The organism is Granulicella sp. S190 (assembly GCF_009766095.1).
Lineage (GTDB): Bacteria > Acidobacteriota > Terriglobia > Terriglobales > Acidobacteriaceae > Edaphobacter.
The window spans coordinates 525,658-544,194 of record NZ_LMUD01000016.1 but is presented as its reverse complement, the minus strand read 5'-3'; the positions used below and the strand labels follow the sequence as shown (position 1 = coordinate 544,194).

The window sequence follows — 18,537 nt, the reverse complement described above, 5'->3', positions numbered from 1 at the left end:
CCTCAGAACCCTCACCCCCGAAACCCTCCCCCTCCCCGAGCCGCTCCTCAAAATCCTCCCCCCACGCCCGCCCGGCCTCCCCCGCACACGCGAATCCTTCGCCTCCGAAACCGGCCTCACCTTCGACCCCATCGCCACAGCCGAGTCCGCCGCCGACCTCACCCTCAACGTTCTCCTCAACCCCGCCCGAGCCTCACGTCTCGTCCAGTACCACATGCGCCTCGCCGACGCCCCATCCCTCCGCGGCGTCCTCGAAGCCATCTCCAAAACCACCGCCGAGCGCCCTGAAGGCGGCCACACCATGTCCTCTGAAGTCGAACGCGCCGTAGAGTTCCGCGCCCTCGAAGCCATGCTCTCCCTGGCCGTCAACCCGCAGGCCTCCACCCAGGCCCGAGCCATCGCTCGATCCCACCTCAACGATCTTCTCAAGCAGTGGACCGCCGCCGCCCCACTCCCCGACACCGCCGAAGCCATCCACCGCGCCGCCCTCATCGACCGCATCAACGACTTCAACCGCGACCCCGCCAAGTTCATCCCCGCCAAACCCATCGAAGCCCCACCCGGCATGCCCATCGGCGACAACGAAGACTTTTAACCGTCACTATCAAACGGGTGCGACATCCATAGAGTCATCCTCCATCTCGGCACGATGCTCTCTGTCATCAGTGGGCCGATCCTGTTCTCACAGACACCGAAGGCTCCGTTGCCAGCTCCCGACTCCTACACCCTCAGAGTAGCGGTTGATGAGGTTAGCCTCACCTTCCACGCCGCCGACTTCCACGGCATCCCCATGGACGATCTCAAACTCGACGACCTTCGTATCCTCGACAATGGAAAGCCCCCTCGACAAATCGTCTCTTTCGAGGCCCACCAAAATCTACCCGTCCACTTCGGTATCCTCATGGACACCAGCCAGTCGATGTTGGAATACCTCCCTCGCAATCAAGCCATAGCGAACCAATACCTCACCCAACTCCTCCGCAAACAAACCGACCGCGTCTTCCTCATGCGCTTCGACTCCGAATCGAAGGTTCTTCAGGACTGGACCAGCGAAGGAGAAACTCTGACAGCGAGTCTTCACAGTGTCTCCTCCGACCACGCCAGCCGCCTCGGTGGTACTGCTCTCTTCGACTCGATCTACAAGGCCTGTCGGGATCAATTCGGAACTAACGATCCCCTCAACGGCAACTTCATCCTGCTCTTCACTGACGGCATCGACAACGCCAGCCACGCTCGCCTTGAAGACGACATCGACATCTGCCAGCAGGCAAACGTGGCAATCTACACCTTCAGTATTGAACCCAAATCGTTCCTATCTGAAGGACAAAAGATCCTCACCAAACTCTCAAACCAAACCGGAGGCGTGCTCTTCTTCGACCAGACTCGAGAAACCATCTGGAACGATCTGCGAGTCATCGACTCTAATCTCCGCAGCCAATATCGCTTGGTCTACAAACCGCAACACTTCAAACGGGACGGCTCGTTCCATCGCATTAAACTCGATAGTCCAACCCGGGGCGGTGTCATCATCACCCGCTCTGGCTATTACGCGACTCACTGACCCAAACAGTTTCGTAGTCTGAGGACGCCAAAAAAAATCTGCCTCATCGCAAACTCACACCATCAAGACACCACGTTCCCACCATCAATCACCATCGAAATACCACAACAGGGACACCCGACACAGCCACACTCCTGGATCAGAGGATTCGATCCAGCCTGGGAATTCGCAGCGCCGCCTGCACCGTCACCCAGCTCAGCAAAACCGTCCCTAGGAACACAAAAACAAACTTGATCCCCGCGTGGATCGGCCGATTCAGCAGAAGCCGTTGCAGCCACAACACAAACACATAGTGCAACAGGTACATCCCATACGCGCATCGGGCCAGCGAGTTCATCCACCCACGCGGCTTCATCTCAACTCCACGAAACAGCGCCAAAAACCCGAAGCAGCTTGCCACGCAGCTCAACACCCACAGCACCGCCTCAATCGCCCCACGACCCGACACTGACAGCTGTTGAACTACTCCCGAACGCGGTATTAAACACAAAGCGTTATAGGAGATCACGCAAAGCAAAATCCACCGCGGCCATCTCCGCGCCAATGGCGCACCCCGCGACAGCAGCCCCCCCGCATAATTCGGCGCACCCACCAAAAAGCCGAACACAAACCACAATCCATACAGACCGATCCGGGCGATCTGAAACGAAAATGGAGACACAAAAAGATTCGTCCACGCACTAAAGCCATACCGCGACAGCAACGGCAGATAACTCAGCGCAGACAAAAAGAACATGCCGAAGAAAGTGGCAACCGGCCAGTCCCGCAATCGCAACACAAGTCTCTCGACCATCGGCATCCAACGCCACAGCAGAGCCATCGCCACGGCCAGCTCCAGATCGAACGCAAGCAAAACCCAGATAAACCACGGCGGCCCCGCATTAAACCCACTCTTCGCCAGCCGCTCGTAAAAATCGATGAACCCCGTGTTGTTTGCCGAGAGCTGCCACGAAGCGTAGTAAGCAATCGGCATCAACACAACCACCGCAAACGCAAACGGCACACCCAGCCGCAGCAACCTGTCCCTCATAAACTTCAAGGTGCCATGCCGCCGCAGCGCGGGAAAGACAAACAGCCCCGAAACAAAGAACATCAGCGACATGAAAAACACGTCGTTGAAGTTCTCCGCATAATCGAAGAACGCCCACCGCGTTACATCCACCACCGGCGCAGTCGAACGGAAGACATGCTCCCTGTCAAAGAAGGCCCAACTCGTATAAGCCAGCGAGCTATGGTGCGCCAGCACCATGAGCGTCAGTGTGGTTCGCAAATAATCAATTGAAAGATCACGCCGACGCGCCTCTCCCAAGCCTTTTTGATCGGTACTCAATACCGCCGGAGCGCCCATAGATCAACCTCATCTGACAACTGGTCTCCGTAAACCGAAGCCAGTCAAGGCAGCAGTCTTTGTTCTATCAGAGTGCCTGCTTCCCCAAGCGGACCCTCCCAAAAACTTTGTCAAGCCCCAACCGCGGAAAAACCCCCATAAACACAGGAGATTCGCGTGGCGTATTACCCCATCCATCTCTCTATAATTGAAGTAGCACCCGAGTGTACTTCTTCGTAACGGATAACCGGAGACAGGTAAACTGCTGATTTCAAATATTTTAGGCACAACCTATTTGGAATGAATGCTTTACAGACACAGGCATCTCGCAACTAGCTGAAACGAATAAACTTCCCTGCAAGATACCCCCCCAAGGGGGAGGGGGTACCCCAGCCGGCCATTTGCCAGATATACTCGCTCCTCAATGCTGAATACGCCTCCAATCCGCGTTCTCGTCGCAAAACCCGGCCTCGACGGCCACGACCGCGGCGCCAAAATCATCGCCCGGGCTCTCCGCGATGCTGGCATGGAGGTCATCTACACCGGCCTACGCCAGACCCCAGAGATGATCGTCTCCGCCGCCATCCAGGAAGACGTCGACTGCATCGGCCTCTCCATTCTCTCCGGGGCCCACAACGTCATCGTCCCCCGAATCACCGCCCTCCTCCGCGAGCAGAAAGCCGAAGACATCCTCCTGGTCTTGGGGGGAACCATCCCGGATGAAGACCAGCCAAAATTAAAAGAAAACGGCGTCTCGGCCATCTTCGGACCGGGAACGCCGCTTGAAACCACCATCACCTTCATCCGCGAGCACGTAAAACCTCGCGGCTTGCTCATCAACTGATCTGGAAAGCTACCAGGGCAGCGCCTTGCCAAGGTGAAGGAACTCACCATTCGGGCCACTGTCCTGCAGCGTCGCCAACTCCACCGATGTCTTGGCGCCGGTCTCGATGTCCAACTGAGCGCCCTCGCCGCCCATCTCCGTCTTCACCCACCCCGGGTGCGCCGAGTTCACCTTGATCTTCGTATCCTTCAACTCATGCGCGAGATGAATCGTAAACGAGTTGAGCGCCGACTTCGAAGCGTCATATGCGAACGTCTTCGCATCGTAGATAAATGACCCCGGCGTAGCGTGCAGCGTATTCGAACCCAGAATGCTCGATAGATTCACAATCCTGCCCCCCAGGCTCTTCTTCAACAAAGGAAGCAGCGCCTGGGTCAGCCCCACCACCGCAAAGAAGTTTGTATTAAACGTCTTCTGCAAAAGATCTTTCGAGGTCTTGGTGGTCTCATTCCCTTTACGGCCATCGAGCATGATGCCGGCATTGTTCACCAGAATGTCGAGATGCCCGTAGTCCTTCTCGATCAGCTTCGCCACTTCAGCATAGTCTGCTGAATTGTCCACATCCAGCTTCACCGCGCGCGCTTCAACACCATCCTTCTTCAGCTCCGCAACCGCAGCCTCGCCCTTAGCCTCATCGCGAACGCCAATCAACACGGTGATCCCAAGCTTCCCCAGCTGCCGTGCCGTCTCCAGCCCAATACCCTTGTTCCCACCCGTAATCAGTGCAACCTTCTTATCAGTACTCATTCCTAATCACCTCATCGCCGATCTGACTGCAAACCATCTATCCCATCAGATGAGCGTGGACGCAGATACGCCGCAAAACGCACGGCATATTTCGGTGGCAGGCACGTCTTCTTCATATCCTTCCCCACCACCACATGTACCGTCTCGCCCTCGCACAGCAGCACACGATCGTCCGCCCGCAGAATCCTGTACCCAAACCGGATCACTGCACCGCGCGCTGCCAGCAGCCTCGTCTCAATCACCAGCTCTTCGTCATACCGGGCTGGGGCACGATACCGCACATGTACATCCACCACCGCAATCCCACACCTCTCTTCGACCTCCATCAGCTTGTAGTCCAGCCCCATGCTGCGGATCAGCTCCACCCTCCCCACCTCGAACCAGATCAGGTAGTTCGAGTGATACACCACCCCCATCTGGTCAGTCTCGGCATACCGAACCCGCACCCGGGCCACCCCTACACGCTCTTCCTCACTCATCAAAGTAGTCTACCTAACCTGAAATGAACTCAGACACATGCAAGTGAAAGAATCATCGCGAACTCTTTTCCCAAACCGGCTTCCTCTTCTCAAGGAATGCCGCCACTCCCTCTCTAAAGTCGTGTGTCGTCCTCGCCTCAGCGTTTGCCGCCAGGGCTGCTGCGATCCCGGCATCCAGCCATGTCTTATTCTGCGCCCGCAACAGGCGCTTTGTAGCTGAGAGCGCCTCGGGGCTATTAGCCTTCAACAACGCAACTAACTCCAGTGTCCGCGCCGTCAGCTGCTCCGGCGGAACAACCTCAGTCACCAGGCCTAACCGCTGCGCCTCTTCGCTGGTAAACAGACGCCCCGTAAGCAACAAGTCCCGTGCTGCCTTCTCTCCGATCTGCAATACGAGAAACGCGGACACGACTGCGGGCACGAACCCTATCCTCACCTCCGTGTATCCGAACTTAGCCCCGGGCACCGCGAGCGTGAAGTCGCACATGGTTGCCAATCCAGTCCCCCCAGCAATCGCCGCACCATGCACCGCCGCAATCGTAGGTTTTGGCAACTCATAGAGCGTTCGAAACAGTCGTGCGATTCTCTCTGCATCGGCTGTGTGCTCCGCAGCAGACTTGTCATTCATACCCTGCAGCGCAGCCAAATCTAGCCCAGCACAAAACACCTCCCCCGCACCTGCAAAGACCACCACGCTGCAGTCGCTCTCAGCTGCTTCGTCCATCGCAGCAATCAACTCCCACTGCATCTCCGGAGTCATCGCATTGCGTCGCTCGGGCCGATTCAAAGTAATCATCCGAACTCTATCAATATCCGTAACAATAATCGTTACATAAATCACGTAGCCCTCCCCGGATACGCCAAATTTCGGTGTTTCATAGAGTTCTTGATGTGTCCTCTACTGCACTCTCTCCCCATATTTTCTGGAAATCTCGGCGCTAGCGGCAATCAGCCCATCAAGCGGTCTCATTGGCTCCAATTCAGCCTCTAGTGCAGCCAATTCAGCCAACAACATCTCCGTTGCAACATTGCCTACCAATGTATCTTGAGCGAATGGGCATCCACCCAACCCACCAACGGCTGCATCGAATCGCCTGCAGCCCGCCAAATACGCCGCACGGATCTTCTCTGCCGTTTGATCCGGTCTGGCGTGGAGATGCACTCCGATCTCGATCCCATCATGTACCGCTAGTACATCTGCAAGAACATCACTTATCTGCTTCGGCGTCGCCAGCCCCACGGTATCAGCCAGAGAGATTTGCCTCACTCCATTGTCTATTAGCAGATCACAAGCAGCCACCACTTCATCAATATTCCAATCTTCTCCGTAGGGATTCCCAAACGCCATGGAAATGTACGCCGCAACATCAATTCCCGCCTTATAAGCGAGTGTGCCAATCTTTTCCAACTCATCAAGCGACTCTTCCGGCGTCTGGCTCTGATTCCGTTGCAAGAAAGTCGAGGAGATGGAATAAGGGAATCCCAATGTCTGAACACTTCCCGTTTTTATAGCTCGCTCTCCTCCTTTAGCGTTTACAATGATGCCAATAATCTCCACATCGTCCGGCGGATCCAGATACTCCAACACCAACTCTGAGTCTGCCATCTGTGGCACTGCCGTCCGCGAAACAAAGCTCACTGCATCGATATGCTTGAATCCCGCTGCAATCAATACACGCAGATAGTCTGCTTTCACCTCCGCAGGCATATTCTTCGGTAACGCCTGCCAAGCATCCCGCGGACACTCAATAATCTTCACCAATGCACTCACACAACACCTCGACTAAGCTCCAACTTTTGTCACACCATCAAGTCTCCTCTTACCAGCCTAGGAAACAAAATGATCGATCCGTGAGACGACAACGCGAATAACTACAAACAATTTCGCAGGACTTGCTTTGCGCGATCTATTGGGATCAATGCTCATACCAATAGCACACCATTCGTGAAATCAAGTCTGCAATACTCCCGGATTGAACTTCGCTACCTCAGGATTCAAACTGGCCGCCTCCAGCGCCGTCATTAGCACTTCTCGCGTCTTCAGCGGATCGATAATCGCATCAATCCAAAGCCTAGCCGCCCCATACCTCGGATCGGCCTGCGCATCATACGACGACTTAATCTCGTCATACAGTACCTTCTTCTCAGCTTCGGAGAGCACCTTCCCTCCACGTTCCATCTGCTTCGCTCTCACCTCAGCGAGAGTATTCGCCGCAGATGTTCCACTCATCACGGCGTACCGCGCCGTAGGCCAAGCAAACAAAAAACGTGGATCATAAGCTTTTCCGCACATCGCATAATGCCCCGCGCCGAAACTCCCGCCAACAATTACAGTTATTTTGGGCACTACTGAAGTCGATACAGCTGACACCATCTTAGCGCCGGCACGAATAATCCCGCTCCACTCCGCATCCTTCCCCACCATAAACCCATTTACATCATGTAAGAAAATCAGGGGAATCAAGCTCTGATTGCAATCCATAATGAACCGAGCGGCTTTCTGTGCGCTTTCTGTATAGATCACTCCGCCAAACTCCGTCCGCTTCTCTCCCGCCTGGGGTCCCACCGCCACCGTCTGAGACTGATGCATCTTTTGATTTGCGACGATCCCCACTGCGCGCCCACCGATACGCGCATAACCACACAGCAACGTTCTTCCAAACTCCGCTTTATATTCATCAAATTCACTGCGGTCAACGATCCGAGCAATCACTTCATGCATGTCATACACATTGCTAGCTGCTTTTGCAGGATCTGGATCGATCAACCCGTACAAATCCTCAACCTCGTATTTGGGCGCATCCGTCTTTGCATCAAAATCAACCACACTAAATGAGGGCTTCCGCAGTTCGCCAAACTTTCCCACCAAAGAGCGTAATCGAGCAAGGCATAAATGATCGTTAGGTTCCTTAAAGTCGACCGTGCCAGATATCTCTGCATGCATCGAAGCGCCACCCAACTCTTCGGCCCCTGTTTTTTGGCCAATCGCCGCCTGTACCAGCGATGGCCCTGCGAGGAATAATCCGCTACCTTCCGTCATCAGCACCGTATCCGTCATCACCGGAAGGTATGCACCTCCAGCCACGCACATTCCCATGATCGCCGTAATCTGTGGCACTCCGAGCGAGCTCATCACTGCGTTATTCCGGAACACACGTCCAAAATCATCCGTGTCCGGAAAGACGTCTTCCTGCAAAGGTAAAAACACCCCCGCAGAGTCCACAAGATAGAGAGTTGGAATACGGTTTTCCAGAGCAATTGTCTGTGCCCGAAGCACCTTCTTAGCCGTCATAGGGAAGAACGCTCCTGCCTTCACCGTTGCATCGTTCGCAACGATCATGCACAGGCGGCCGCTAATTCTTCCTAAACCGGTAACTACTCCTGCCGCTGGAGCTCCGCCATACTCCCCATACATCCCATGCGCCGCCCACAACCCCAACTCTAGAAACTCCGTATTCTTATCGAGTAGCAGTTCTAACCGCTCGCGCACCGTGAGCCGCCCTTTCGCATGTTGAGCTTCGACCGACTTCGCGCCTCCACCCAATCTAATTTCCCCCTCCTGAACTCGCAGCGCCGCCATCAGGACTTGCAATGCCTCGCGATTTGTCTTCACACGTACACCCTGCAGGTCCATCTTCGACTTTAGTTCGTTTTCAAACTTCAACTCGTCCTCCCTATCACCCGCCAAGACTCGTCAGCATAGCATTTTGCAATGGCCTATCAACAGTAAGACGATAGAAGGTATCACTCACGAGAGATGCTTCAATGTTGTTCATAGCTTTTTATCTTGGTCATTTGAACACCTAATGGAATAATGACTTTTCTTCGATTGCCATGAAAATATCTGTTGTTATCCCTGCCTATAACGAAGAAGCCAATATTAAAGCGTGTCTCCTCTCTCTACATCATCAGACGCTTCCTCAAGAATTCTTTGAAATCATTCTGATCGACAATGGCTCGACGGATAGGACCGCCACCATAGCCAATCGCTTTGAGACGTCTTTGTCAATTCACGTCCACTCTCAGCGGCGAACAGGCATCTCCGAGGCACGCAACACCGGTGCCGCATCGGCCAGCGGTGAGATACTTGCCTTCTTGGACGCTGACTGTATGCCGCGTCCTACCTGGCTAGAAGAGAGCCTCGCCCTGGCACAAGAAAACACCATCTGGGGTGCCCACTATCTCATCCCTCTCGATTCAACGTGGGTTGGCCGCACGTGGTTTCAATACCAGGCGACCGAGCGTGATGGTCCGGTCTCCTTTCTTCCGGCAGGCTCTCTCTTTATTACACGCAGCGCTTTTGAACGGCTGAACGGATTCTCCACCTTGTTCGAAACCAGCGAAGACGTCGAACTGTGCACCCGAGCCAGAGACCAAGGGATGCAGGTTCTCGCCTACACCTCCCTCGGCGTCTTTCATGAGGGCACGCCGCGTACCTTGGGCCACTTCTACCGACAGAATCGTTGGCACGGCAAACACGTGCTTCGCATCTTTATCTCCAAGCTGCCGTCCGTTCGGAATCTCCCTCTCATCGCGCTCACCTTCTATACCCTCCTCATGTTCTGGGCAACTATCGTGCTACTTCTCGTTTGTCTTTTCAGTCATCGGTGGTTTTTTTTCACTATTCCGCTAGGCCTGCTCCTAGTGCCATCGCTTTTACTGACGTTGGGTAAAGTTGTTAAATCCGGAGAATTTGCAGATGCTCCGGCTCTCCTTGTGCTCTACCTCACCTACTTTTTCGCGCGATCAGCTTCATTGACACGGCTTATGTTCAGAAATAATAGTTAGCTTCACGAAGTTGCGTCTCAGGACTCATAAGGAGTAAAGATGAAACGTCGGCTTGCTATTGGATTCTCCGTTGTCCTTCCGCTCTTCTATTTCTGTGTAGCAATAGCCCAAACCACGCCCACACCCCTTAGTGCTCTGGACAAATCCATCGATCTCTCCGTTGGAGATCACATCAAAGTTCAGCATCTTCTATCCAGGCTGCAACAGGCCGTTGCAAGCCACAACGCTACTGAGGTCGCCGATCTAGTCCATTACCCCATTAAGGTCAATCCCGGCAAACACCCCCTCACGATCAAATCTCCAAAGGCTTTCGCCAAAGACTATGACCGCATCATCACCTCTGACATCTCATCCGTCATCCTGAAGCAGAAGTATGATGCCCTCTTCGTTAATTCACAGGGTGTCATGATCGGTGATGGAGAAGTGTGGATCAGCGGCTTCTGCCTCGATAAGAACTGCAAAAACTCGGATATCAAGATCGGCACTATCCAGGACACCAAAAACCTAAAACCGTAGTTACGACTAACAAAATGCCTATTCTTCATGGCCCTAACGACGCTCTCCTCGTCATCGACCTCCAGAATGACTTCTGCCCTGGTGGAGCATTAGCCATTCCAGAAGCAGATGCCATTGTTCCTCTCATTAATTCCTTGGGCGAGAGGTTCGACCACGTCCTTCTCACTCAGGATTGGCACCCACCGCACCACATCTCTTTCGCTGCGACCCACGTGGACAAGCAGGCCTTCGAAGTGATCCAGGCACCCTATGGGCCTCAGACGCTTTGGCCCGAGCACTGTCTCCAGCACAGCACCGGAGCTGCCTTCCACACGGGACTCGAAATTCCGCATACTGAACTCATTCTCCGTAAAGGTTTCCGTCGAGACATCGACTCCTACTCTGCCTTCCAGGAAAATGATCAGATCACTCCTACCGGCCTGAGTGGCTATCTGCGCGAGCGCAAGCTCACCCGGCTGTTCCTTTGCGGCCTTGCTTATGATTTCTGCGTTCGCCATTCCGCCCTTGACGGGAGCAGATTAGGCTTTGAAATCATTGTCATCGAGGACGCCACTCGCTCTGTCAATTTATTGAATTCAGTCGTAGAAACCAATGCTGCCCTTGCCGCGTCGGGAGTTCCGTGCATCCAATCATCTGAGTTCCTCAGTCTCTGATCGACAGCCGATAACCAAGCGAAATTGTCTTGAAGACAGGCCTAAACCATTCCCCATCTCATATCTGGAATGGATACGCTGCTGAAGCTGCTTGTGTTCATTGGCCTGCTAGCCCCAACTCCCGAGCTCTCGCCTGCATCGCCCGCAGACAATTCTCGACATGCTCTTCGACGGTCAACCCCAACAGCGCAGCTCCATCAGCAATGTCCTCCCGCTTCACTGCACGCGCAAACGCCTTGTCCTTCATCTTTTTCTTCACACTTGTCACTTCTACATCCTGAATCGATTTCGACGGCTTTACCAACGCGCAAGCAGTCAAAAAACCTGCAAGCTCATCGCACGCGAATAGAGCCTTATCAAGATGCGACTCGCGAGGAGTTCCCGAATAATCCGCGTGCGCCAGAATTGCATGCAGTACATTCTCCGGCCATCCTAGTTTCCGTAGATGGTTTACACCAACAAACGGATGTTCCGCCACGCTCGGATGTCGCTCGTAGTCCATGTCATGCAATAGACCAGCGCTTGCATACTTCTCTACGAACGAAGAGGCACTCTCCTCCGTAAGCCCAAGCCGCGCCGCTTCCGTCACGCCATATGCTTCTGTGCATACCGCAACCGCCAGCCCATGTTTGCGTAGACTCTCACCTTTCGTCCACTCTTCCAGCAACGCCAACGCTTGCACGGGTCCAAACTCATCCGGCATCAATACCCCTGTTCTAACGAACTCACGATCCATCAATCATGAACCGTTCGTGCTGCAAGTTACCAACTTGGTTCCAATCTGGTTTTTTTAGGTCTTTCTGGCAATATCAACGGGTTTCCCCTTGACTCCAAAGTGTACCAGTGTCAATCTAGGCACATCATACGTTCCGTTATCGGACATGTGCTGGGTCCTTGCTCTGGGTCCCTTCGCTACACACAACTTATGGCAACCATGATGGCACCTGTCGAACAACGTGAGGTACTACGTTGCGATCACTGTAGTTTGGTGCAGTTCCGGACAGCCAATGCGCTGTGCCGCCGCTGCCACAAATGCCTAGAGGTCGAAGAGCCTGAACCGGCTCCCGCACCACTCGCCTTGGTACCGCCCCCCGCTACTCAAGAAGGCGGCTTGCAGGTAGCCCACGCCGTTCGCGATCTGCGACATGTGCGCAATCTTTCACAAAGACAGCTAGCAGCGCGCATGGGAGTACCTCGCACTTACATCTCAAAGATTGAGAACGGTAAGGCGATGCCAACTCTGTCTTCGCTCGATCGCCTCGCGCGTGCTCTTCAGGTTGATATCTCTGCCCTGCTGCGCGACTCCAACACACGCCATCGTGACGAGACGGCCGTCCTCATGACCGATCCTTTTCTAGCAGAGATCGCCATGTACACCTCGCAGCTCGATGATCTTCAACGGTCAATCTTCCTTAATCATGTACGCGAGCTAGCTGCGGGTCGTCGTCGTACTGCCTAAATCACGCTGCCGCGATACTTACCACTTCCTCCTGGGAGAGCATCACTACCAGAGTGATGCTCTCCTTTCCGCTTGCCTTGCGCATACGGATGTGGATGCCGAGATCGGGCGTGCCAACGCACGCGCGTCAAATTCAAACGGTCGCTAAGCCTTCTACAATCGTAAGATGCGTAGGTAATTTCCTGGGCGAGAAACGTGGGATGGCAAATTCTCCACAGGACAGTAGCCTATTTCGATTTCTCAAAATAGTGGCCTTCGTTGCGCGGCCTCTATCGGTGTGCTAGCGTCAATATCTGCGAGGTCGCTTTGCGCGCATCAACTCCCCTATCGGACTCCAGCCGCGTCCCTAATCGCAGCCATGAACTTTCGGCCGACGAGCAGAGCATCTATCGGCAACTGGATCCCTCAAAAATTCCACAGCACGTCGCTATCATCATGGACGGCAATGGTCGTTGGGCAGGAAAACGTGCTTTGAAGCGCTTCCTCGGTCACCAAAAAGGGGCTGAGTCCGTCCAGTTTGTCGTAGAGACCGCCTCTCGCATCAACTTGCCATGGCTCACTCTTTACGCCTTTTCGCTGGAAAATAACCTGCGCCGTCCGAAATCCGAGGTCAGCTTCCTGATGAAGCTGCTCAAGAATTACCTCGTTGGCAATGTTAAGAGGATGAACGACAACAACGTTCGGATGGCCTACATTGGCCGCACCCACGACCTGCCCCAAGAGGTACAGGACACGATGCAGTGGGCCTCTGAAGCAACTGCAAAAAACACCGGCACGACCCTTACTCTTGCGCTCAACTATGGGGCTCGCTCTGAAATCGTCGATGCCGTCCGATCCCTTCTGACTGACCTAACGACCGAGGCTCACACTCGAGGTTGTTCCGTCGATGATCTGCTCGGAGCAGGGGCTCTCGAAGCCCTTGACGAGTCAAGCATCAGCCGTTCTCTGTACACCGCCCACATGCCTGACCCGGACCTTGTCATACGTACCTCAGGTGAGCAACGTATCTCTAACTTCCTCCTCTGGCAGATCGCCTACTCAGAGATCTTTGTTACTGACCGGCTCTGGCCCGACTTCAATGGTCTCCATCTTCTCGAAGCGATCAACGCCTATCAGCACCGCGAACGCCGCTTCGGCGGCCTCGGGGAGAGCTTTACTGACGAAGATCTCGACAACCTCCAGCCTGCCGATGAGGTGGCCGCCGAGATTCAAGATCATCTTGTCTCTAAAGTGGAAGCCAAGTCTGACCCCAAACCAGACCCTGTCTTATCGCGCCGCTAAAGCGATGGGGATATAGCATTATCCAAGGCCGTCAGACGTGGCAAAGAGCCCTCCCTTTCTTCCAAATACTGGGCCTCTGGCCTGTATCCTGTTTAGAGCCTTCATGAAACGCATCCTCACTGCCTTAGTTCTCATCCTCGTCGTCTTCGCCCTCATCTTCTTCGGCCAGCTCTGGATGATTACGCTCTTCTCTGCCATCGTTGCCGAGCTCGCGGCCTATGAGTACCTCAAGTTGGCCTCTGTCGGTGCAGAGGCACATGGCGCGACCCTCCGTATTCCTAGTTGGTGGATGGCCGTTGGTACTGCCCTCGCTTTCGTTGTCACACTCCCCAACGTTCCAGTCGAATCGCAACTTCCAGTACTCAGCGGCCTGACCCTGATCCTCTTCGCCTGGAACGGTTTCCGCGCTCCGCTCATGCAAGTTCTGCCGGATACCGCCCAAGGTCTCTTTGGCCTCATTTACATTGCCTACCCGCTTACTCTCGTTCCTCTGCTATGGAAGCAGGAAGATGGCCCCGCTCTCTTGCTATTCCTGATGGTCTGCGTCTGGGCTGGCGACATCGCGGCTCTCTACATTGGCCGCGCCTTTGGCAAACGTAAACTCGCTCCTCGACTGAGCCCTGGTAAAACATGGGCAGGCTCCATCGCCTCCATTGTTGGCAGCATGATCGCCGCAGGCATCGTCATAGCAATCTCCTATACTCTTACCGCTCACGGAAATACGCTCCTGCATATCTCCGAACCGCTCTGGCAGTCACTTTTTCTTGCTGCAATTCTTAATATCGCGGCCCAGCTGGGTGATCTCCTTGAATCGGCAATCAAACGCGGCGCGGGGGTCAAGGACTCTGGCACCATGCTTCCTGGTCACGGCGGCATACTCGATCGCATCGACGCCCTTCTTCTGGCTGCTCCCGTTCTCTGGTATGTCCTGCTCCTCAAGGACTATTTTGGCCTGGGACGCTTCTGACCTGAAAAGCATTCGTAGAGTTCATTCGTCCCTAAATCTGAGAAAATAAAGAACGTGAAAAAGTTAGCTATTCTTGGCTCGACCGGCTCTATCGGCCACAGCACACTCTCCATCTGCGAATCCTTCCCCGACCGCTACCAAGTCGTCTCTCTTGCCGCCGGCAAAAATGTCGAAGATGCTTTTGCCCAGTGCCTTCGTTGGCGGCCTAAAGTCATCTCCCTTGCCTCGGAAGCCCTTGCGACGAACCTCCTTGCGCGCCTAAAGGCTGAGGGCATCAGCGATATCGAGGTGGTTCATGGAACTGCGGGCAGCGTTTATGCCGCCACGCTTCCTGATGTCAACTTTGTGGTCTCTGCCATAGTAGGCGTCGCTGGTCTTGAAGCCACCTACGCGGCAGTCTGCGCCGGCAAGACCATTGGCCTCGCTAACAAAGAGTGTCTGGTAGCAGCAGGCGAGTTGATCATCGCGGCCGCGAAGCAACATGGGGCAGCTCTTCTGCCTATCGACTCAGAGCACAATGCGGTTCACCAGTGCATGCGCGGCGGAACTCCTAAGGAAGTTAAGCAGATTTGGCTTACAGCCTCCGGCGGCCCTTTCAGGAATACGCCTCTTGCCGACTTCGAGCACATCAGCCCACAACAGGCCCTCAAGCACCCCACCTGGGTGATGGGTCAACGAATCACTATCGATTCCGCTACGATGATGAACAAGGGGTTCGAGGTTATCGAAGCGTGCCGCCTCTTCAATCTGCCCGCCAGACAGGTCCGAACGACCATCCACCCCCAATCGACAGTCCACTCTCTGGTTGAGTTCGTTGACGGAAGCATCCTTGCGCAGATATCGGTTACTGATATGCGCCTTCCAATCCTCTATGCTCTTGCTTATCCTGAACGGGTTGCCGTGACCGCAAAAGAGGCCCTCAGCTTCGATCTCACAATGCTCTCGCAGTTGGACTTCTCCCAGCCCGACCTGACCCGCTTCCCTTGCCTTCGTATCGCCTACGAGGCGGCTGAGGCCGGCGGCAATGCTTGCATTGCACTCAATGCCACGGATGAGATCGCCGTCGCGGCCTTCCTCGAAGGACGTATCCCCTTCCTTGGCATCCCGCGTACAATAGAGGCTGTGCTGCAGCTAACCTCCGGTAACCCTCCGGCGTCTATCCTCGATGTGCTCGATGCAGATCTTGCCGCGCGTGACACTGCTCGCGAAGTGATTGCCCGACAATACGCCGGTGCCCGACGGTAGCCTGTAATCAACCAAGGTAAGAGGTCTTCTCCAACTTCATGGCAACAATCGTTCAGCTTCTCATCGTTCTCGGCATCATGGTTCTGGTCCACGAGTTCGGCCACTTCGCGGTCGCCAAGCTCTGCGGAATCCGTGTCGAGGTCTTTTCAATCGGCTTTGGTAAACGCCTGGTAGGCTTTCGCCGTGGCGACACGGAGTACCAGATCGCGGCTGTGCCGCTTGGCGGATACGTCAAGATGGCCGGCGAGATGTCGTTTCAAACCGTGGAGACGGAGGAGGGGCGCACCACAGATCCCGGCGACTTCAACGCTCATCCCCGCTGGCAGCGCATTCTTGTTGCATTAGCTGGACCCTTTGCCAACTTCATCCTTGCGCTTGGGCTGATGACGGGCGTCTCGATGCTGCATAACGAGGTGCAGGAGTTCATCGATGGTCCTGCTTCCACGGACTATATCGCGCCAAACACGCCTGCCAGCCGGACTGGAATTCATAGCGGCGACACGATCGTCCAGTACGATTCCATTGAGAATCCGACGTGGGATCAGGTTGGAATCCGCTCTTTGTTGAATCTCAATCAGACGGTTCCTTTCTCATTTGTGCACGATGGACAGCGAGTCAATACGAAGCTTTTCGTTGAAAACAAGGGAGTTCCCGACGACTTCTCTCTGGACAATCTGGGCCTTATACCGAAGATGCAGAACACGCCTGTTCAGGTTGATTCGCTCGAAGCCAATATGCCTGCGGCTCGTGCCGGGTTGATGCCGCACGACAAGATTTTGAGTATCGATGGGCTTCAACTGCACTCGGTTCCGGCGTTGCTGTCCTATCTTCAGGATCAAGCTGGCAAGCCTGCATCCCTTGTGATTCAACGGGTTGCGTCGAACGGCACAACGCAGACCGTGCCGATCCAAGTGACTCCCGAACTGGCGGATACTCCTGGTGGGCCGAAGCAGAAGGATTATAGGCTGGGGTTTGTTGCGGTGCAGCCACCGGTGAAGGTGGAGCGGTTGCCGCTGGGCAAGGCGATAGTGGCTTCGTGGCAGTTCAACAAGAAGGGGTCGTTGCTGATTGTTGAGGTGTTGAAGCGGCTGTTTACGCGGCAGGTTTCGGTGAAGAGTCTGCAGAGCCCTATTGGAATTGGGCAGCAGATTCACCAGGCGGCGCAGATGCCGGGATGGATGCCGCTGATTGGGTTGATGAGCTATATCTCGTTGAATCTTGGGATCTTCAACCTGCTGCCGATTCCTATTCTCGACGGTGGGATGATCCTATTTCTACTGATTGAGACAATCATGCGGCGGGATGTGAATCAGCAGATCAAGGAGCGGGTGTACCAGGTGGCGTTCGTTTGCCTGCTGGCTTTCTTCGCGTTTGTTATCTTCAACGACCTGACCAAGCTGAACCTTTTTACGAAGCTTAAACCTTAGAAGATTTGTAAAAAAAATCAGCCCCGGTTCGAGATGGTTTCGGACCGGGGTTTTGTTGTTTTTGCTGGGGTTTTTCGGGGGTGTTTTAGAAAAGGGCGTGTTTGGTGATGGTTTTTTGCTGGTGAGAGCGTGGTGGAATGCGTGGCTGACGTGGAGCTGGAGCATTCACTTTTTCGCTACTGAAAGATGCGCCAACTTTTTCAACTATTTTTTTCGCTGGCGGAGGAAGGTGCTCTCAGCTCGGTCAGAATCTCTCCGACAGCTTTCCTGGCTTCGTCTTCGCGGTCGGGTGGGAAGCTGATGGCGCCTACTCGGGCATGGCCGCCGCCGCCGTATCGCTCGCAGATGGCGGCCAGGTTGATCAGTTCAGAGGGCATGCGTTTGGTCCAGGGATTGGTTCCTACCGAGACCTTGGTGCGAAAGCTCGACTTGCTGAGGCCCACGTTGTAGGTGGCGTCGGGATGGAGGTAGTAGGGGATGAACTTGTTGTAGCCTTCGGTGGGCTGGTCGGTGATATCGAAGGTGATGACTCCCTGCTCCACCGTCGCGCGTTGCCTGATGAGCTCGAGTGCGGCCCAGTGCCGGTCCATCAGCGGGCCCAGCAGGGTCTGCACGAACTCCAGGTCCAGGACTTGTTGCAGGCTCATCTCGGTGAGGATGGGAATCAGCCTTTTGACCAGGGTGGGGTCCGGAGAGCTTTCGATGACCATGGTGAGCTTCATGGCGGGCTCAGCCATCTCGACTGCGGCCTTCGCGCTCTCGTAGCGTGCTCCGTCGACGATGTCGGCCCACTTGATCAAATCGAGGAGAGGGGCGGTGTCGAATCCGAAGTTGACCTGCGCGATGTCGGCGATGAGGCTGGTGCAGGAGATGTAGTTGGGATTGAAGAACTTTCGCATGCGCTGCGACCCGTCGGCCTGACCTGCTTCGAAGTGCTTCTGGTCTTCGGGGGTGAGGAAGGCGCTCTGATGATGATCGAACCACCAGGTGACCCTGGGCGAGGCGGAGTATTTGAAGTCCACGATAGCGTTTTCGCCGCTGCTGAAGTCGCCTTCGTCGAAGAGCGCGCCAGCCCGGTGCACCAGACCGTGATACGAGTAGGAGTCCGCCGTCTTCACGCGTTCGCGATGAAATCGCGTGAAGAGCGAAGCCGAACAGGCTCCGTCGAAGCACTTATCGTGGTAAAAAATCCTGCAATCCAAGTCAGCGTCTCCCGTGCTCAGCGCCTTTTCTAAAGGTGCGA

General features: G+C 54.8%; 18 protein-coding genes and 1 pseudogene. 11 read left to right on the top strand and 8 right to left on the bottom strand.

What is annotated here, in order from left to right:
• Both GSQ94_RS11610 and GSQ94_RS11605 read left to right on the top strand, forming a co-directional pair.
• Positions 1 to 595 (top strand): annotated as a pseudogene (locus tag GSQ94_RS11610) (zinc-dependent metalloprotease); the annotation flags it as partial.
• 54 nt (positions 596 to 649) lie between these two features.
• Complete coding sequence (locus GSQ94_RS11605; protein ID WP_158944008.1) at positions 650 to 1,561, top strand: VWA domain-containing protein; 912 nt, start codon at positions 650 to 652, stop codon at positions 1,559 to 1,561.
• Positions 1,562 to 1,700: 139 nt separating this feature from the next.
• Here GSQ94_RS11605 and GSQ94_RS11600 read toward each other — a convergent pair whose 3' ends face one another.
• Complete coding sequence (locus tag GSQ94_RS11600) at positions 1,701 to 2,909, bottom strand: acyltransferase (protein WP_158944007.1); 1,209 nt, start codon at positions 2,907 to 2,909, stop codon at positions 1,701 to 1,703.
• Between the two features lie 403 nt (positions 2,910 to 3,312).
• Here GSQ94_RS11600 and GSQ94_RS11595 point away from each other — a divergent pair, with 403 nt between their 5' ends.
• Positions 3,313 to 3,732 carry a cobalamin B12-binding domain-containing protein gene (locus tag GSQ94_RS11595; RefSeq protein ID WP_158944006.1) on the top strand — a complete coding sequence of 140 codons (420 nt, stop codon included), beginning with the start codon at positions 3,313 to 3,315 and terminating at the stop codon, positions 3,730 to 3,732.
• 9 nt (positions 3,733 to 3,741) lie between these two features.
• Here GSQ94_RS11595 and GSQ94_RS11590 read toward each other — a convergent pair whose 3' ends face one another.
• From GSQ94_RS11590 to GSQ94_RS11570, 5 genes are all read right to left on the bottom strand, one after another.
• On the bottom strand, positions 3,742 to 4,479 hold the full coding sequence (locus GSQ94_RS11590; protein WP_158944005.1) for an SDR family oxidoreductase: 738 nt from the start codon (positions 4,477 to 4,479) through the stop codon (positions 3,742 to 3,744).
• Positions 4,480 to 4,490: 11 nt separating this feature from the next.
• Positions 4,491 to 4,958, bottom strand: coding sequence for a thioesterase family protein (locus GSQ94_RS11585; RefSeq protein WP_158944004.1), 468 nt, complete (start codon positions 4,956 to 4,958; stop codon positions 4,491 to 4,493).
• Positions 4,959 to 5,010: 52 nt separating this feature from the next.
• On the bottom strand, positions 5,011 to 5,799 hold the full coding sequence (locus tag GSQ94_RS11580; protein WP_158944003.1) for an enoyl-CoA hydratase/isomerase family protein: 789 nt from the start codon (positions 5,797 to 5,799) through the stop codon (positions 5,011 to 5,013).
• 57 nt (positions 5,800 to 5,856) lie between these two features.
• Entirely contained in the window at positions 5,857 to 6,717 is an 861-nt protein-coding gene (locus GSQ94_RS11575) for a hydroxymethylglutaryl-CoA lyase (protein ID WP_371417496.1), read from the bottom strand.
• A gap of 192 nt (positions 6,718 to 6,909) precedes the next feature.
• Positions 6,910 to 8,592 (bottom strand): acyl-CoA carboxylase subunit beta, encoded by a 1,683-nt coding sequence (locus GSQ94_RS11570; protein ID WP_254063813.1) that lies wholly within the window; start codon positions 8,590 to 8,592, stop codon positions 6,910 to 6,912.
• Between the two features lie 200 nt (positions 8,593 to 8,792).
• On the opposite strand from GSQ94_RS11570, the gene GSQ94_RS11565 reads away from it, so the two are divergent.
• The 3 genes from GSQ94_RS11565 to pncA are packed head-to-tail and all read left to right on the top strand — an operon-like array spanning position 8,793 to position 10,915.
• Positions 8,793 to 9,746, top strand: a complete 954-nt coding sequence (locus GSQ94_RS11565; RefSeq protein WP_158944001.1) for a glycosyltransferase family 2 protein — start codon at positions 8,793 to 8,795, stop codon at positions 9,744 to 9,746.
• Between the two features lie 39 nt (positions 9,747 to 9,785).
• The gene (locus GSQ94_RS11560; RefSeq protein ID WP_158944000.1) at positions 9,786 to 10,262 is read left to right on the top strand and encodes a hypothetical protein; all 477 of its coding nucleotides are present in this window, start codon (positions 9,786 to 9,788) and stop codon (positions 10,260 to 10,262) included.
• 14 nt (positions 10,263 to 10,276) lie between these two features.
• Positions 10,277 to 10,915, top strand: coding sequence for a bifunctional nicotinamidase/pyrazinamidase (gene pncA, locus GSQ94_RS11555; protein ID WP_158943999.1), 639 nt, complete (start codon positions 10,277 to 10,279; stop codon positions 10,913 to 10,915).
• A 97-nt stretch (positions 10,916 to 11,012) separates the two neighbouring features.
• On the opposite strand, the gene GSQ94_RS11550 is transcribed toward pncA, so the two are convergent.
• Complete coding sequence (locus GSQ94_RS11550) at positions 11,013 to 11,618, bottom strand: HD domain-containing protein (protein ID WP_158943998.1); 606 nt, start codon at positions 11,616 to 11,618, stop codon at positions 11,013 to 11,015.
• A 222-nt stretch (positions 11,619 to 11,840) separates the two neighbouring features.
• On the opposite strand from GSQ94_RS11550, the gene GSQ94_RS21655 reads away from it, so the two are divergent.
• The 5 genes from GSQ94_RS21655 (at position 11,841) to rseP (ending at position 17,294) form a co-directional block, all read left to right on the top strand.
• A complete protein-coding gene (locus GSQ94_RS21655; protein ID WP_158943997.1) occupies positions 11,841 to 12,374 on the top strand; it encodes a helix-turn-helix transcriptional regulator in 534 nt (177 codons plus the stop codon).
• A 306-nt stretch (positions 12,375 to 12,680) separates the two neighbouring features.
• Positions 12,681 to 13,655 carry an isoprenyl transferase gene (locus GSQ94_RS11540; protein WP_158943996.1) on the top strand — a complete coding sequence of 325 codons (975 nt, stop codon included), beginning with the start codon at positions 12,681 to 12,683 and terminating at the stop codon, positions 13,653 to 13,655.
• 103 nt (positions 13,656 to 13,758) lie between these two features.
• Positions 13,759 to 14,622: a phosphatidate cytidylyltransferase gene (locus tag GSQ94_RS11535; RefSeq protein WP_158943995.1), complete on the top strand. Its 864-nt coding sequence runs from the start codon at positions 13,759 to 13,761 to the stop codon at positions 14,620 to 14,622.
• 54 nt (positions 14,623 to 14,676) lie between these two features.
• A complete protein-coding gene (locus tag GSQ94_RS11530; protein WP_158943994.1) occupies positions 14,677 to 15,867 on the top strand; it encodes a 1-deoxy-D-xylulose-5-phosphate reductoisomerase in 1,191 nt (396 codons plus the stop codon).
• Positions 15,868 to 15,905: 38 nt separating this feature from the next.
• The gene (gene rseP, locus GSQ94_RS11525) at positions 15,906 to 17,294 is read left to right on the top strand and encodes an RIP metalloprotease RseP (protein WP_158943993.1); all 1,389 of its coding nucleotides are present in this window, start codon (positions 15,906 to 15,908) and stop codon (positions 17,292 to 17,294) included.
• A gap of 200 nt (positions 17,295 to 17,494) precedes the next feature.
• On the opposite strand, the gene GSQ94_RS11520 is transcribed toward rseP, so the two are convergent.
• A complete protein-coding gene (locus GSQ94_RS11520) occupies positions 17,495 to 18,496 on the bottom strand; it encodes a DHH family phosphoesterase (RefSeq protein ID WP_158943992.1) in 1,002 nt (333 codons plus the stop codon).
• Positions 18,497 to 18,537: the final 41 nt, after the last annotated feature.